General features: G+C 37.4%; 4 protein-coding genes. All 4 read right to left on the minus strand.

The features are described 5' to 3' along the window. Window positions 1–480 precede the first annotated feature (480 nt). The 4 genes from CGC57_RS04545 to CGC57_RS04560 all read right to left on the minus strand — a co-directional run bounded on the left by CGC57_RS04545 (window position 481) and on the right by CGC57_RS04560 (window position 17425). Window positions 481–12699: a T9SS type B sorting domain-containing protein gene (locus CGC57_RS04545; RefSeq protein ID WP_095898149.1), complete on the minus strand. Its 12219-nt coding sequence runs from the start codon at window positions 12697–12699 to the stop codon at window positions 481–483. A gap of 489 nt (window positions 12700–13188) precedes the next feature. Then, a complete protein-coding gene (locus CGC57_RS04550) occupies window positions 13189–14574 on the minus strand; it encodes a DUF1735 domain-containing protein (protein WP_095898150.1) in 1386 nt (461 codons plus the stop codon). A gap of 13 nt (window positions 14575–14587) precedes the next feature. Continuing rightward, window positions 14588–15964 (minus strand): DUF1735 domain-containing protein, encoded by a 1377-nt coding sequence (locus CGC57_RS04555; protein WP_095898151.1) that lies wholly within the window; start codon window positions 15962–15964, stop codon window positions 14588–14590. Window positions 15965–16006: 42 nt separating this feature from the next. Continuing rightward, window positions 16007–17425 carry a DUF1735 domain-containing protein gene (locus CGC57_RS04560; protein ID WP_095898152.1) on the minus strand — a complete coding sequence of 473 codons (1419 nt, stop codon included), beginning with the start codon at window positions 17423–17425 and terminating at the stop codon, window positions 16007–16009. Window positions 17426–17465: the final 40 nt, after the last annotated feature.

Below are 17465 nucleotides of genomic sequence, written 5' to 3' on the forward strand. Positions count from 1 at the left end.
ACACTATTTAATTTTCAGCAATATTTTAACATTATATTTAGATACTTTGCAATTGAAAAGGTATTTTATTGTATAAAAATCAATATAATTAAGATTTTGATGCGTTTTTAGCAGTTAAAAATCATTATTTTTAATAATCCTTTTAAATATTTTTAAATATTTTTTAAGAAAAAGTTTGGTAGTTCATATTTTTGATGTATCTTTGTGCCGTCAAGATAAAGAAATGAAAGAAAGAGTGACTTTTTCATAGCCATATAAACCAAAATACAATTGTGTATAAAAAGTTAAAGCATAAAACAAAAAGTTTTTTTCATAATTTTTATTTTTAAGTTTTCTTTTTTATTATTAAATTCAAAAAGGCTGCCTAGAGATTAGGTAGCCTTTTTTTTATAGGTAAGAGGTAAGAGATAAGAGATAAACAAAAAAGCTGCCTTTTTCGGGCAGCTTTTTTTGTTTTGTTATGATTTGTTCAATTTATCATTAACGATAGAGGGTGAAGTTACCATTGAATATACGGGTATCAAACTCATCGGTGAGTTCTACGATGTACCAGTAGTCTCCAGTAGGCATATCTCTACCTTCATACTTACCATCCCAAGCCTCTCCAGCTCTCAAGACTTTGAGGCGACGACCAAAGCGGTCGAAGATTGTAGAACGGATGAACGGATACTTCTCAACGTGCATAGGAGCCCAAGTGTCGTACACTCCGTCACCATTAGGTGTAAAGAAGTTAGGTATCATTACATCGAAGTATTCTTCATAGAATGTTGCAGAGGCTGTACATCCAGAAGCATCGATTACTTGTACATCTACTTTCTTCTTAGTTTTTCCGCTTATTGGGTCTATGTAATCAGGATCGGTGATTTTGAGTTCGTATACGTTTTTAGTATCGTAATCTTCACCATTGAATACATAGCGGTATGGTTTAACACCGTCTTTACCTTCTACTTGCAAGGTATTCACTACTGTAGTAGGAGTTCTTGTAAGTTTAAGTTTTTCTACTTTATTTACTTCAAAAGTAGTAGGTGTGCTTACACAAGTTCTTGTGGTTTGGGTAATAGAATGTTTGTTAGCATAAACAAGTTCTATAGTTTGAGTTTGAATATTAGTATTCAAATCTGGTGGTGCAATGCGGAATACATTCGTTTGGTTACCCACACCTTTTCCTAAGCTCTTATAAGCGCCTGTTCCGTTAAGTCTATAGGTAATCTTATTTACGTCTACTTCATCTTTAAAGCGTACTTCTAACTCAGTATAAGGTTTGTTGTCTTTACAGCTATTGATTACCTCGAGATCTACATTTAAATCAGGAGCTGTATCGACATTGAACACGTAAGTAGGTGACATTGTACAACCTCCATTAGCACTACCATCTTGTATTTCTACTCTCCACTCACCTGCGTAAAGACCTGTAGTACGTACGGTGTTAGAAACTACACCTGTTTGTACGTGGTGAGGTGTGCCAGAATTCTTAGGATATATCTTCACATCGTATGGAGGACGTCCTCCTTGTACAGTGAACTCGAATGAGGCATCGTGACCTCCATAGCACACTTGCAATTCGGTAGTGCTTGTAACTACAGAAATTGTTACTGGTTTAGGTTTGATAATCTCTAAAGTTGTTGTTCTAAGGTTACAGCCCCAAGTATCCATAATTTCATAAGTATAGACACCATCAGGGAGGTTGTCGAACTTAGGATCATCACTTTGAGGTCCGTATATTTCACCTGTACCATTATTTATCAAGGTGAAGTAATAACTTCCTGAACCTCCTGTTACTGTACCCGATACAGTGATGATACCATCGGTACTGTTGTAGCAAGTGAGGTGTTGTGTAACACTGATAGTTGCTGCAATAGGATCGGGGTCTAACAAGGTTACACTAGTAGTACCAGAAGCTACGTTACAACCCCAAGCATCGGTGATGGTGATGTTGTAAGTAAGTGATCCACCTGGAGTACCAGTAGCACTCAATTTGTCGAACAATACGCTATCGCCATCTAAAGCAATGGTTTTTTGACGAGTGATAGCACCACCTTGTATATTCACTGTATAAGGAGCCCAACCACCTGATACAGTAACAAGTATCTCACCACGGTTGTTGTCGCAGGTTACACTACGTGTTTCTTTAGCTAACACGGTGATAGGCTCGGCAGCTTCTACAAGTTCGAAGGTAGCGATAGCACTACAACTTGTAAGTGGTGAAGTAGCTTCTACTTTGTAGTGACCTGCAGGTAAGCCTGTGTGAACAATAGTGCCTGATGGTGATGTTCCTGTGATAGGTGTTCCTGTAGGTAATGGGGTTATCACATAGCTAAAGCCATTTGCCACTTGGTCACCATCGGAAAGACGAGTATCGGTAAGCTCTAAGGTGATTTCACCTGTACCACCTTTACAAGTGATGCGTTTAGGATCTTTAGCTTCGAGCAATAGAGTGTTAGGTTCTAACACGCTGTAGTTAGCTGTTACTTCACAATTGGTATCAGTATTTCTTGCTCTAATGATGTAGTTACCTGGTTCGCTGATTGTAGCAGTCCAAGTAAGTGAATTACGCATTACTGGTGCTGCAATAGTTCCTGGCCAACCTACTTTAGAGATACTGTACTCTATTGGTTCATTGTTGTAGACAGTAGTTGTACTTACTGTTACACTGAACGATTCGTCCACAGCACAAGTTTTTGGTTGTGTTTGAACTGCTGTCAAGCTACTCATTATAAGTGTAGCCGAAATTGTTTGTACAGTGGTTGTAGCTGAACAGCCATTAGTATCATATACTTCAGCATAATAGCTGGTAGTAGTGGTGAGATAGTTAGGCAACTCGTAAGTATACTTAGTTACACCTGGCACTATTGGTTGTTGGTTCACTACATTACCTGAAGGAGATTCTTTAAACTCTATGCGAGTATAGCTATTAGTTCCTCCTATAACTCCTGACATATCTAAATGAAGTTTAGGGAAAGTAGTTTCGCCAGTAGGGAATCCACTGCTGTTTATTACACATTCGTAATTTTCTTTAGTAAAGCTACCAGCTGCAATATCTATTCTATCAGGTGAAGTAACGTTCACGGTGATAGTAGTTGTACAACTATAAGCAGATTGAGCCGAGATATAGTAGTCGTATCCTCCTAAAGTAACTCCTCTTGAAGGAACTCCTGTGATGGTAGCATAGTTCACGTTAGGTGTGATTACTATACCTGCTGGAGTAGTACCTGAAGTTTTTTCTACTATATTGAAAGTGAATGTTGCTACACTTGCTGGAGTAGCTTTCACACGTATTGTAGCTGTACCACCAGCACAAGTAGGTGTTGAAACTGAAAGTACTTCTATTTGAGGTATTTCAGGAGCTACCACGTTGAAGTCCATTACTTTAGCACATTCAGCTGACGTGCCAAAAGTAACTTTATCATACACGTGGATGCGATAATTTCCAATACCATAACCTGTGGTGATTGCGTGAGAGTTACCAGTTATATCCATAGGAGATACAACGGTTACAGCACGCTCATCAGGTGTACCTTTATCTACAATTCTATACAATCCTAATTTGTAAGTTCCTGAACCACCTGTAATATTAGTTACATTGATAGTAGTGGTAGCAGAACCTCCACAGTACATAGGTGTATGAGAAGCCTTGTACTTAATCATCTCATTTACTTTGAAAGTAGTACTAGTTTCGCAACCATTGGCATCACGGAACGAAATAGTGTAAGATGATGTGTTAGGTGCTAAACGTATAGGCAATGTAGTTTCGGTAGCTACTGTGATATTTTGCCAGTTAGTAATACCATCAATCTTATATTGATTTTGACCTACTCCTATAGTATTGAATACTACACTTATAGGATAATCGGCATTATCGTTACAAGAATCGTGTACATTTACTTTAGCAATAGATGGTTGAGGATCTACTCCTACAACTAATATTGTATTTCTAGTACAACCATTGGCATCTCTTACAAATACTTGCCAATTACCTGAGCCTACATTCTTAGCAGCACCATCAACAGAGTTTGCAAGTGCATTGTCTAAGGCAGTACCTGTAGGAGCTGGAGTAGCCAAATCGTGGTAGTAGTACTGATAAGGAGCAGTTCCTCCTGCAGCTTCTACCGCTATTCTACCCAAACCTATTGTAGCAGGCTGTTTGCAGTTTGCTAATTTAGTTACTGTAGCAGTAACAGTGAGCAATGAGGTAGATTTACCTATAGTAAATTCTTTGCTACCCATTGAACATCCACTACCATCAGTAAAGAGTATAAAGTAACGACCTGCAGGCACACCTTCTATAGTTACATCTTTACCAACTGCAGGGGTAAATCCAGTTACAGGTATAGAGCCTGTTGTTACTCCTGCCGCAGGACTAGTAAGACCTGGGTGCGTAGGTGGATAAGTATATATATTATAAGTTATATTGGTAGTACTTGGATCCCAATGTTTCAAGTTTACAAATACTTTACCATCATTTGCATCGGCGCAAGTAGTAGAAGCTACTCCGTTAACGGTTACACTCAATGTAGATTGAGTAGGAACGTGGATATTAGCTTCTTTAGTAAAGGTACAATTTGTATTAGAATCGTACACTATAAAGGTATAAGTAACCCCTGGTACTACCCCTGGTGCAGAAGCCGTATAAGTATAAGTAGAGGCTTGTACTACAGTACCATCAGAAAGGGTGGTAGAAACTACTGCTCCACCGCGATACCAAGTATGACCTCCTACGTTTTGTTGAGGTCCTGTAATACCATAAGGGATTTGCATACCTTCGTGATATACACTTATGTATTGACCTTCTCTAATTACTCCACCCGTGTTATCGTATACGGAAACAGCTACTTCACCAGTATTTCCTGCACAACCTATAACGCCTGTTCCACGTACATCTAAGCCATTGGCTTTAGAATTAACTACAAAGTTGTGAGTATATTTACATCCTTTGGCATCTTCTATTACTATTTGGTAATTACCGATATCCAAATTGTTGTAAGGTACAATTGTGTTTCGTTGTATATTGGTACTTGATTGTACATCAGCACCGTTTTTCACCAAAGTAAACTTGTACGGAGCTGTACCTCCTGCGGTAACTACTGCTTCGGCAGTTGCCAACTGAGTACCTGTTGGTGCACAAGTTATAGGAGTGTGAGTAACGGTTGCTACCATTGCAGTTACTTCAGAAACTGTAAAGCCCACTGGCACTGATTTACAAGAGATATTATCTTGTATTGTAATGGTATAAGTACCAGGACGTAAGCCAGTGATATCGGCTACTGGATGAGGTTGAGTAGTAAGACCATCGTCTACTAACAAGGTATAAGGAGGTACACCACCTGTTATACTTGTAGGGTTGATGCGTATTTTTCCAGTATTAGCACCTGCACAACTCACATCTTCTACAGTAGGAGTTACGGCAAATGAAGGTAATACTACTTTCACTTCTTGTTTGGTAGAGACTACCTCGCAATAATCGCCATTTGGCATTTGGTAACGCACTTTAAAGTAGTAGTCACCTTCTACTTTAGTTTTGAATGTAAATACATTACCAGACTGGCTTAAAGTCATACCAGTACCTACCGCAGTAGTAAATCCAGTAGTAGGTGTATGGCTCCACAAGAATTCACGTGTACCTACTTTACCACCGGTATAAGTAACTTTAAACTCGGCTTCGCTATTTGCCACACAAGTTAATGGATTTACAGGAGCTACTTGTATGCGCAATGGGTTATCAATAGTATAAGTAGTGCTTGTTTGGCAATCAGCACCATCTTTAATTATAAAGTTGTAAGTACCTGCAGAGAGGTTTTCGAATATATAAGAGTTGCTATTAGGTGCTGTATTTTCGAAAGTAGCACCGCCATCTTTACTAAATTTATATTCGCCATTACCGCTAGTTGCTTTCAGTTGCAAGCGTCCGCCGTTAGCACCAGGGAAGCAAGGCTCTAAATCAAGCACTTCCACTTGTAGAGGTTTTGCATCAGGGACTTCGAGTGTAGCTGTAGCAGTACAATCGTTAGCATCCTTCACTTGGATAATATAAGTACCTTTGGTAAGGTTGATATCCGCTTCGTTATTCAAGGCATTATGAGTAGCAGCGGAAGTGCTACCAGTGAGAGGTGAGAAGCTAAATTCCTTGTAAGGTCTCGCACCTCCTGTACCTGTAAAGCGTACAGAAGCATAAGTATTCAAGCAAGTTACAGGAGCTGTAACAGTAGCTGTAACGGTGAGCGGCACAGGTTTCTTAATCGTATAGTTGATACTTGTTTCGCAAGAAGGATCGGAAGTACGACGTACATAGAGAGTGCCATTGTTTACAGCGCTCAATCCTGTGATGGTAGCTACACCTTGAGTAGCTGTAATTGGGGTAAGAGTTAATGGTGTCCAAACAGTAGCCCCAGCCACGTGGTATTGTACTGAAGTACCAGCAGGGTTATCGATTGTTAAACGGATTGAACCATCATCTTTTCCACATTTTTCATCGGTAGCAACGCCACGAACTTTGAAGGCTTTATTACCTTCTACTTTCACTGAAATACCTTCGGTACGGATTGTACATAGTTTTGTAGGTTGTGAAATTACGATATCGTCTACCGCTAAATCGCTACCTATAATAGATGCAGCTGTGGTATTTCTAATTTCAAATCGGATACTACTAAAGTTGATGTCAGCGCCATCAAAAGTTACTTCTTTTTGTACCCAAGAAGCTGTACGTTGCAATTCACCTAAGGATTTTTGTATTCCTTGAGATGGATTTGCAGGGTTATAGAGGCGTATCATCAAGTTAGGGTTAGCACCACCTACAAAAGAAGGCGGCAACAAGTTGAATAACTTCACAGATACTTTTATGTCACTGCCTGGTACTATATCATTAATAGTACGGCGATATACAACCCCCTCGTTGTTATCAGGGCTTACCCCATTGATAGCTAAATAGCGACCATCGGTAACGCCAGAAGCATCGGAAGGAGGGGTTGTTACCCAGTTGGTTCCACCGGTAGGCACTTGGCGAGTGATCATATATTGGTTGTCACCCAAGGTAGTAGCACCAGCGGCACAAGTGATAAATATCGACTCGGAATCACAAGTATCAGCACCTTTACCAAAGTCTTCTTTGAACAAGATATTAGGTGTTGTACCTGTAGCAGAAGCAGGTGTATAGATTGCTTCGATGCTATATATTCCTGGGTTGAGAGTAAAGACATTAGAGGTACGAGTTTCGCTAAGCGTACCATCGTCTTTTATAATTCTATATTGGTAGTTACCTGAAGGGTTGGCAGTTACTGTAAATGTACCTTTACCTTCGCAATCGTAGCTCACTGTAGTAGCGGTAACTGTAGGAGGTACTATCGGACGGATAGAGATAGGAATTTCGAGTGTACATTTATTGCTATCGCGTACATATACCACACTAGCTGTAGAACCTACCATTAACACAGGGTTAGTGCTATAGGTTACATTGTTGGCACTATATTCATAGCCTTTACCAGTACCACCACTCACGTTGTTGATACGCACTTTGTATTGTGAAGGTGTAGCAGTATCACAAGAGATATCTTCTAACACCCCTGCATAAGCGCGCAAGGTGCTTTCTATACTCTTGATTACGACATTAGGATTTCTATATGTACAAACAGCACTTGCTACAGAACCCATTATTATTTTAATTTCGATTTCGTATCTACCTGCAGTAAGATCGGAGAAGAAACCTGTACCATTTTCGGTTATAAATGTTTTTCCGCCGAAGCCATCGTATTTATAAAGAGATGTTCTTACGTTCTGTACTGTATTATAGGTTACTGAAATCTGACCTGTATTATCGGCAAAACCACAAAGGATATCACGTGTTTTGATGGTATAACCCAAGAAGTTTTCAGGATAAATATCTACTTCAGGGGTAAGAGCGTGTGCTCCTACATCGTCACGAGCGATGAACACATATTTACCAGGTTGATCAATATGTACATCGGCTTCTACGAAACTTGAACCTACTGGGATAGTAGCTACGAAAGCAGAAGCAGGTACACTATTATAATCGGTATAACCATTTTGAACAACACCATCTATACTCCAAATAGCAAACTTATAAGGTGTTTTACCTCCTGATGCTTCGAAACGTATAGTACGGAGGTTACAACCTTTCCAAGCCTTAGGTGTTGCTTTGGCAGTAACGGTGATTTTCTTTTCGATTTTTTGTTTCAATATCAATTTACAAGAATCTGGCAAAGCAGGAGAAGTTACTTCTACTGTATAATCACCAGGTGCTGCAATTGGAACAGTGTATTCAGACTGAGTGGTATTGACAAATGGCTGACCATTTTGGTTTACGACGTTGCCGTACTCATCTTTCAACACATATTTATATGTAATTCCAGCAGTAGCCATTTGTACTTTGATGAAACCTTGTACAAAGTTAGTTACTGGACCTGAATCTAATATTTGTCCGCTGAGTGAATTAGTAAATACATCAAAATAGAAGTTAGCACTACAACCATTAGGATTAGTTACACGCAAACGGAAGTGACCTGCAGCATTGGCTACAAAGGTTCTGTTAGAATGTATATCTTCCCAAGCTGAATCATCGACATTAGGACAGTTTAAACTATTTGGACTAGAGCCAGCTTTGAGTTTTTGCCATACAAAATCACTATTTCTAAAGTTTACCACTATATTGCGTGACGGCTGGTTACACAAGATAAAGTGGCTTACCCAAATATTGTTATCCAAACACAAATCACCACCATTAGATTGAGGTTTGATAGGGTCGGACATATCTTGAGGAGTTTGCAATTGTATTACCTCAGTAGTAGTATAAGTTACTCCACCACACACTGCTATTTTCTCTACTTTATAGGTAGCTGTTTGGGTAGCATCTAAATAATCAAGGTTGAGCGGGTTAGGTTGTAGTTGATTATTTTTATACCATTTGTACTCAGTAAATCCAGGTGTTGCTTGTATACGGAAGGTATTGATACCTCCTGCACCATCGCTACAAACTAACTCGTTACGGATACAGTTTTGCGTAGAGATAGCAATTGTTTTAGAACCTGTGCTAGTTTGCTCAGGAATTGTACAGCCTGTTAAACCACTTACATAAGTGAATGAATAGGTAGATGTGAGCAAGTTCATACAAGGTTTACCCACTTCGGCGCAATCGCCATTGAGGGTAAGAGGAATGAGTATAGTTCTCTCATCACCACCAGGGGTAACAGAGGCAGCTGGGATATTGAATGTAATTGTATTAGAGGTAGTGGCTATTACCGTAGCTTTAAAGATAGTAGGTCCAGATTTTGAGAGTATAGGAGTACCTACTGTAACATTAGGGTGATTAGGCAATGTAACTTGCAATGTAGCAGAAGTTACATTGGCAGTACCTTCATTTTTATAACGTATGCGATAGTTCAAAGATTCGGTAAGACCTAAATCACGGTTGATAACGTTCGCTGGACTTGCATCATCTACATAATCAGTTTTCACAGCCATTTTCACGGCACGTGATCTCACTATTACATTAAAAGTACAAGTAGCGGTATTACCTGATGTATCTTTAAACACATAAGTAACTGTGTGAGTTCCTACTGGGAAACGCTCACCACTTTGGTGTGACTGACTCCAAGTGCCAATACGGCAATTATCGGTAGCAGTTACCACGCCCCAAGTAGGCACCCCATAGCACTGAGCAGAAAGGGCATCTACTACAATAGTAGAAGTAGGGCAACCAGTGATTACAGGAGGTATAGTATCCTTAGTAAATTGTACTGTAACTGAAGACTCTCCTGTGCGGTTTACACACAAGTTAGCGTCTTGCAATTTATATCGCACTACATATTTAGTATCGCGGTTTACCGTATCGCTGATGGTTTGGGTAAAGCCTAATGAGGTTTCGGTGCCATCGGCTTCTATGCGGAACCACTCAATGTCAAAGAGCTGAGTAGAACCTCCGAAAGTAAGATCCACGATATCACCATTACAAGGGTTTGTAGTACGTGCTACGGCTCTAATTCCAGGGTGTGTGTAACTATTAGTATTCACGACTGCTGTATCAAACATATTACTTTGACAAGCGTGAATAGTTCTAACTACATATTGACCATCAGTAAGGTTTTTAAAAGTTACCCCAGTAGCTTTAGAGTCTTCTTGGAAAGTAGTTTGACTAACTACAGTACCACCTTTTTCGAGTATAAAGGTAAGAGGGTAGCGGATATAGTCTGGATTTTTGATATGTACCGCTATGATACCTGAACCAGAAGAAGCATCGCAAGAAGTACCTACTACATCGCGTTGTAGTTCTCCATTAGGTTTGATAGTATAGTATGAGCGGCTTACGTGATAACCTATAGTTCCATTACCTGCGGGATCAGAAGGGCGCACAGCATCTGGTGATGGCACTTCGCTATATCCATTTAGTAAAGAAGTAGGGTCGGCTAGGTAATCTCTTTGATTAGGTTTTCCATAGTCATAGGTTTCTTTAATACGCGCATGATAAAATCCTGATACCGATAATTCATATTCTCCACTTACCAAGTTATTGAAAGTGTGGTTACGATTTCGGGTTTGATAGGCAGTTCCTAACCATTGGTATTGCCCTGTAACAGGATCTTTTTTTCGTAAGGTAAAAAGAAGTTTCGAAACTGTAGCAATAGGATTAGAGTCTACTTCATAAGACAACTGAGCTGTTCCTTGACAACCTTGAGTTACTTTTACACTCTCTTTGCTATATTGCATTGGAGTATCGAGGTTGTATTGTTTAGAAGCTGTATTACCACAGTTATCAGTAACGGTAATATTATAGTTACCAGGAGGGATATCACCAAATTCAAAACGTTTGGTTCCGTTAGAAGTATCAGGATTATCTACCGTTTTGATCATTGGGAAAGTATATGTAACTGTTTTAGTAGCCTCAAAAGGTAGACTTGTTTGGAAATCAAAAGTACGGGTGGTACCTGATTTACCATCATCCATATAATCTATTTTTACAGTGATAGGGTAGTTATAGTGATAAGCAGCTAACCATTTTCGGATAGAAACAGTACCTTTATAAGCACCTCTATTGATTTCCATACCATCAAAACGTTCTGCTATTTTAGTAGGAGTTGTTTTTATTTCAGCAACACGTTCAGGCTCAAAACATTGTTGTATGCCCGAACCTACTGTTTTATATTTAACTTTATACCAACCATCGCCTTTAGCAGTTAAATCGGCATAGATAGTGCCGCTATTGTTTATCCAATTAAAATCAACACCTGGGGTGAGCAATTGCCATTTGCTAGGATCGCTTATTTGACCTCCTTGATAAGTACTGTTAAGGCTTGGATTACCTGAACCAGTAAATTTATAGACTTCATAGTAATAGCCCTTAGCCCCTGGTGCAGATGGGTTAGGTAACCAATCAGAATCAGGGAAACTTTGCCAGTTGTAATATCCTATATAAGTTTTATCAGTAGGGTTATCGGGGTTAGGAAGCCTTAATTTTCTGAAATAAGTTCTTACCAACATATAGCGTTTTGTTCCACTTGGAGGACAAGGAACAGCAGGGTCTACAGCTAAATCGGAGCGATCTATTGCTTCGATAACTCTCGAACCACTTCTATCTAAATAGGTAAAATGACCGTCACCAGGAGCTACATCGTTGATAGTAGTTCTGTTTTTAATTACATTTACAAGGTTTTCATCAAGTTTGAATTTTTTAACAATAGGAGTTTTTCCTACATTGATAGTAAGCTCTACAACATCATTAGTTTCAAGAGCTACTATATTATTGGTAATAAAGGAGTAGGAGTTAGATATATTAATTCTTGAAGCATTTTGATAGGTACCAGAGATATTGTAAGTACCTTTTAGTGTTCCAGCTGCATTATACACCTTTAATATAGCAGCATTAGGGTTTGCTTTGATTTGAGATTCTAAGCCCCATATATCCACATTGTCTTTACGTTTAAGAGCAAAAGACATATTGAATTTACAGGTTTTAGGATCCAAATACAAAGTACTTGTCTCTCCATTGAGTTCAAACTCCATACAAGCGGGATTACCTTTATTAGAAGAAAGCACTTCTATTTCTCTCCTTACAGTTTCTCCACAATTAGCCACCCCACCTGCTTGGTCTTCAACAGTAAGGATATACTTTCCTGCTTTTATTTGTTGTGAAGCAGTACCTTGTATAGTAATGGCTAATATTTGACTTGGATTAGCTTTAGTATGGGTTTGATTATATATAAGGGTGCCTCCTTTAGAGAGTTTTACCACAAAAGGTCCTTTAGAACCTGCTGGTATTTTAAAAGATATTTTACCATCATAATCTATCCCTGTGCAACTAGGAGATTCGGCAATCAAACTTCCTGTTACAAATTCAGGAGATACGTAATCGGAAGCTACAGTTACTACCTTAGATGCGTTTTTATTGGTGTTCACATCTATGACAGTAACGGTATAGGTACCCGCTTTTAGGAAATCGAAAGTGTAAGAGTTTTTACCCGTTACCCCAACTTCAAGGGGCTGGGTACGACCTACGGGATCTCCAGGCACATCAAGCTTCACCTGCACCTTTCTTCCTGAAGGAGCCATATTATTCAATAGTGAAACGACTATCTTACCATCTGAGCTACATTGCCCATTGGTAACATTTGTGGTGAAGTTGTTTAAGTTCAATGCTTGAGCGCTGAGCCCACCCATTGCCATAAGTAGTAAGAAAATTGTTAGAAAAAACTTTTTCATAATGCTATAAATGCTATTTTGAAACGATAGTACACAATGGTACTTTAATGCACAAAAGTACACATTTCCAACGAAACTGCAAAATCTAATTTTGGTAAATGTTAAAACAAATATTGTGTTTACAAGCAGATAAGTATATTTAGAGAGTGCAATAACAATTATACAACTGTATCATTTATAAACAAATAGCCTATATAAAAACCTTATTATACAAAGCCACAAGAAGTTGTTTATATTTTATATTTTAACTTTTTGTATACAAAAATTTAACAGTTTGAAACTAGCCCCCGAACCCCCGAAGGGGGACAAGATGCAAGTGGAGGGACAAGTAATTGGTAAGAGGTGATCCCCAAGCTGCAAGTGGGAGGGACAAGTGGCTAATGTGAGGATAGGGAGTAGAGAGTAAAAAACTTTGCCAAAGTTTTGATAGCTTTTATGCTATAAACTTTGGCAAAGGGTGTGAGCCAGATGGGCAATTTTAAAATGATGTTATTCTTCGTAGAAGTTTACTTCAGAGAATCCCATCCAAAGAGAGGCAGCGTTTTCATCATTAACAAAATTTCCTACTGCTAAACGTATAAGAGGAACAGCTTTTTTGAATGTTATTACAATATCACCACTACCACTATAAGTTATAGTTCCTTGATATTGTTCATTTCCTTGTACCATACCTGCATACGCTGATATTTCTTTCACTTGGTTTCCTGATACAGGTTTCAATACTACTGATTTTATAAGTCTTACTTTAGGGAAAGTAAAGTAATAATAAGCTCCATTTTTCACATAAGAATAGGTACTTTCATCTCCATCTAACAAGTATCTCGGAGAGTAATAAATACTTCCATAATGAGAAGAAGTGATACCTTTTCTATCTATTTTTTTACCAGATGGTTGAGTAGCTACTTCTACATTATCATTAGAAACAACCAACTCTTTAATATCAAAATTTACAAAGAGTTTGTTATTACTCAATTCTTGTTCAACTCCTGAGGCGTCCTTCACTACATACTTAAGAGGTAATGCATATTCTCCTTTATTAGTAAAATAATCTTCTGCTAGTTCAAAAGAAAGTGTCTTGCTAGTAGCATCGAAATCGTCTTCAGGAAGCGTTCCTTCAACTCCTGCAGGCGCAAGAATTCTACCACTCAGTACAGCACTATCATCACGTACTAAAGCTACTTTAAGTCCTGAAGGGAGTTCATAATTACTTTTTATAGTGAAAGTGACTTCCTTATCTCTATTCCCTATATAAACACTACCATCGTAATAGCCTAAAAGTTTGGAAACCACTTTGGACTCAGCACTAATTTTTATTTCTTCAGGAAAGACTTTTAGTACAAATACATCTTTCCCTTTAGGAAGTGTAAGACCACTATCAGTTACTTTTAAAGCATAAGGCAAAATAACTTTCTTTTTAAAATTAGAGTTATTGCTAATGGTAAGCGTAAAAGAAACAGAAGTTTCACCTTTTCTGAGGGTTTTGGTAGCTTCGCTTAACTGAACAAGGTTTTCATCGCCTAATTCAAAGCCTGAATAATTGGCTTTTACTTTGTCGTAAGCTGAAGCATCATAAGCAAATGACACTTGTATATCCTTGTCATAAGGTTTATCAAGCAATCTAACTTCTACTTCTTTTGTATAATCTCTATTGATGGTAACATTACCAAAAGAGAGCATTGGCAGTTCGGCAACTGTGGGACGCAAATAGATATAGTTAAGACGAGGGTCATACCCTAATTGAGTACGAATATCGTTATCTTCTACTTTTTTATCGATTTGCCACGTAGTGCTTTCATTTTTCTCAATAGTAATCTCATCTTTTTTACAAGACACTAATAGTGAAAAACAACTTAGTGTTATTATAAATTCTTTCATAATGATGTATTAATTATTGTTCATAGAACTCTACCTCATAAATTTTAAACTGATTTTCCTCTTGGTCATTTCCTAACTGTCCAAGATAAATATCAGCTATAGTTATTGCTTTTTTAAAGGTAATTACATACCAATTGGTTGAAGCATTGAATGTGATGTATCCTAACACTTGCTCATCAGCACCTGTATATACTACCATAGTTTTGATAGGTGAACTTGCATCTACTTTTAAGCGAATTGTTTTTAATTTCTTATTATCACCAAAGGTAAATCCTAATTTTTCAGGTAAAAAATCAGCTGATGCAAAGCGAGCAAAAGTAGTTTCATCACCGTCTAACATATTATCAAACCCTTCTTTATCAAAATTAAAAAACTGTTGGAAATTACCTGTAACTCCCGTTATTTTATTCCCAGAAGGAACGGATAAGCTATTAGATGTTTCTATATTATTTTTAGGATAAACCAATTGGGTTGTAATATACACTTTAGGTTTGATATTTGCTAAAGTATGTACACCTCCGTTTGCATCATAAACTACTAATTTAAGGGGAATTGTATATCTTCCTACTCTTTTTATTAGATTTAAATTGTTAAACTTAAAAGTGAACTTTGCAGTTGTTACATTTTTAAAAGGTACTTTTTCAATAACAGTTTCAGTTCCTAGTGGTGCAAGATCTCTTGAAGTATATGCTTCATCACGTATTAATCCTAATGATATATCTTCAGAAATTTTAGTATCACTTGTGATAGTAAATGCCATATCATTAAAATCAACAGAAAGGGCATCGGTTGCAGCATCAAGAGTTACTACTCTAGTGAGTGATGGAGAATCGACAGTGATAACGGCTTCTTTAGGGAAAACTTTCACTACAAAAATATCACTTCCTTTTAATATTTTAGCTTTATCCCCTTCAATTTTTAATTTAAATGGGAGGATTACTTTTTTATTAAAATCTTTATCGTTCAACGACGTAATTTCAAATTTAGCGATATTACCTCCTTTAGGAACAATGATTTCACTTTGGATAAGTTGCACTAAATTAGGGGTTCCTAACTCATAACCAGTATAGTTTTCTTTTACTTTTTCATAAGAAGAAGCATCGTATACTAATGATATTTTTGTATCTTGGGTAGTTTTTTGAGTTAGTCTCAACTCAGCTACAGCAGTATTTGTACCTTTAACAGCAAGATCTGCGAAAGAAAACATTGGCAAATCAACTTCTGTTTTATAAAAATATGCTTGTTGCTCACGAGGGTCATAACCTATACGTGTACGAATATCGTCATCTACTATACTTTTATCGATTTCCCACGTAGTGCTTTCATTTTTCTCAATAGTAATATCTTCTTTACCGCAGGAAAATAATATTCCTGCGATAAAGAAGATCATACTTTTCTTTATACTTTTGTGCATTGGCAAAATATTTTTCTATTAGAAGAATTGCATTTCGTTGATATCAATATATTGATTATCAGAATTTCTGAAATAAGCTAAATACAATTTACTTGCTTTTATAGGTTTCTTGAATTTAATATACAAGAATCTTGGTTTTTGAGAGCCGCTAGCATCATAAGTACCTTGATGTATATAAGAACCTTCATCAGTTACTGCATATATAAATACTTGTCCGATTCTTTTTTCAGAAGTATTTTGGGTTATTCTAATACCGTTGATAAGAGTTTTAGATGTAAAATGTACGTACACATAAGGGGAGTCGTCGCTATCCTCATCGATACTAGTATCTATCCACCAAGGGTTTCCATATAGGTTACCATCATGCATTTTTTCAACATGGCCTGGCATGTAGTTAGTTTCAAAGCTATATTTACTGCTATTCATCATAGTAACACTATAGTCGGTAGATACTTCAACCTCATTATCAGTTGGGATACCTTCATCTCCTACTTCAATATTAAGCAATATTGGTGTATCAAGTACTTTATGTCCCATTCCTGAAGCATCATAAGCCATTAATTTGAAAGGTACTACATAAGTTCCTTTAGCACTAATACTCTCTATATTTTGTAAAGTAAATGAAATAGTAGCAGAAGTTTTGTCTTTAAAATCTACCTTACTGATAGTACCTACTATATTTTCAGGAGCTAAGGTTCCTGAGGTTAGAAGACTATTGTCACGTTCTAAACCTAATGAAATAGGAGTACCAATAGCATCAGAAGAGGTTATAGCTATATTCACTACTTTGTTAGTCAATTCAGCTTTTCCGGCTTTTAAAACAGCCTCTTTGATAATTTTTTTGTTGGTAGTATCAAAAGTAAGTGCTTTAGGATAAATTCTAACTACGAAGTAATCTTTCCCACTTAGTGTTTTTACAAATTCATTATTACTTGCTTTTACAGCAAAAGGTAAAATTACTTTTTTGTTAAAAGTAGACTGGTTTGTTACCTTTATTTCAAAAGTAGTGGTGGTTGTACCAGCAGCTATTGTTTTTTGAGTAGTTGCTATCTCTGCTAAAGAAGCATCTCCCAGCTCATATCCTGAGTAGTTACCTGCTATTTTGCTAAACAATGAGGCATCGTACATCAACGAAACAGTTACATCTTTATCAGAAGCTTTTGTTAGTTTCACTTCTAATGTACGGGTATTTTTGTCAGCAAAAGTAAAACCTTCTAAAGTAAGCATAGGGGCTACCACTTCTGAAGTAGTAGGAGTAACGTAGTCAAATCTTGGGTCATAACCAATACGTGTACGGATATCGTCGTCTACTATTTTCTTGTCGATTTCCCAAGCAGTACTTTCATTTTTCTCTATAGAAATCTCGTCTTTATTACAAGAACCTAAAATAGCTAAACAGAAAGCAACTGTTAAACTATTAAATATTATTTTTTTCATTGTACTTGCTTTTTTTAGAGGATGTCCAAAAAGTTTGTGA

Origin of the sequence: Capnocytophaga sputigena (genome assembly GCF_002302495.1) — a bacterium.
Taxonomy (GTDB): domain Bacteria; phylum Bacteroidota; class Bacteroidia; order Flavobacteriales; family Flavobacteriaceae; genus Capnocytophaga; species Capnocytophaga sputigena.

Excerpts from the sequence above, each read along its gene's own strand:
- CGC57_RS04545 (WP_095898149.1), bottom strand. The coding sequence starts at position 12,699 with ATGAAAAAGTTTTTTCTAACAATTTTCTTACTACTTATGGCAATGGGT.
- CGC57_RS04550 (WP_095898150.1), bottom strand. The coding sequence starts at position 14,574 with ATGAAAGAATTTATAATAACACTAAGTTGTTTTTCACTATTAGTGTCT.
- CGC57_RS04555 (WP_095898151.1), bottom strand. The coding sequence starts at position 15,964 with ATGATCTTCTTTATCGCAGGAATATTATTTTCCTGCGGTAAAGAAGAT.
- CGC57_RS04560 (WP_095898152.1), bottom strand. The coding sequence starts at position 17,425 with ATGAAAAAAATAATATTTAATAGTTTAACAGTTGCTTTCTGTTTAGCT.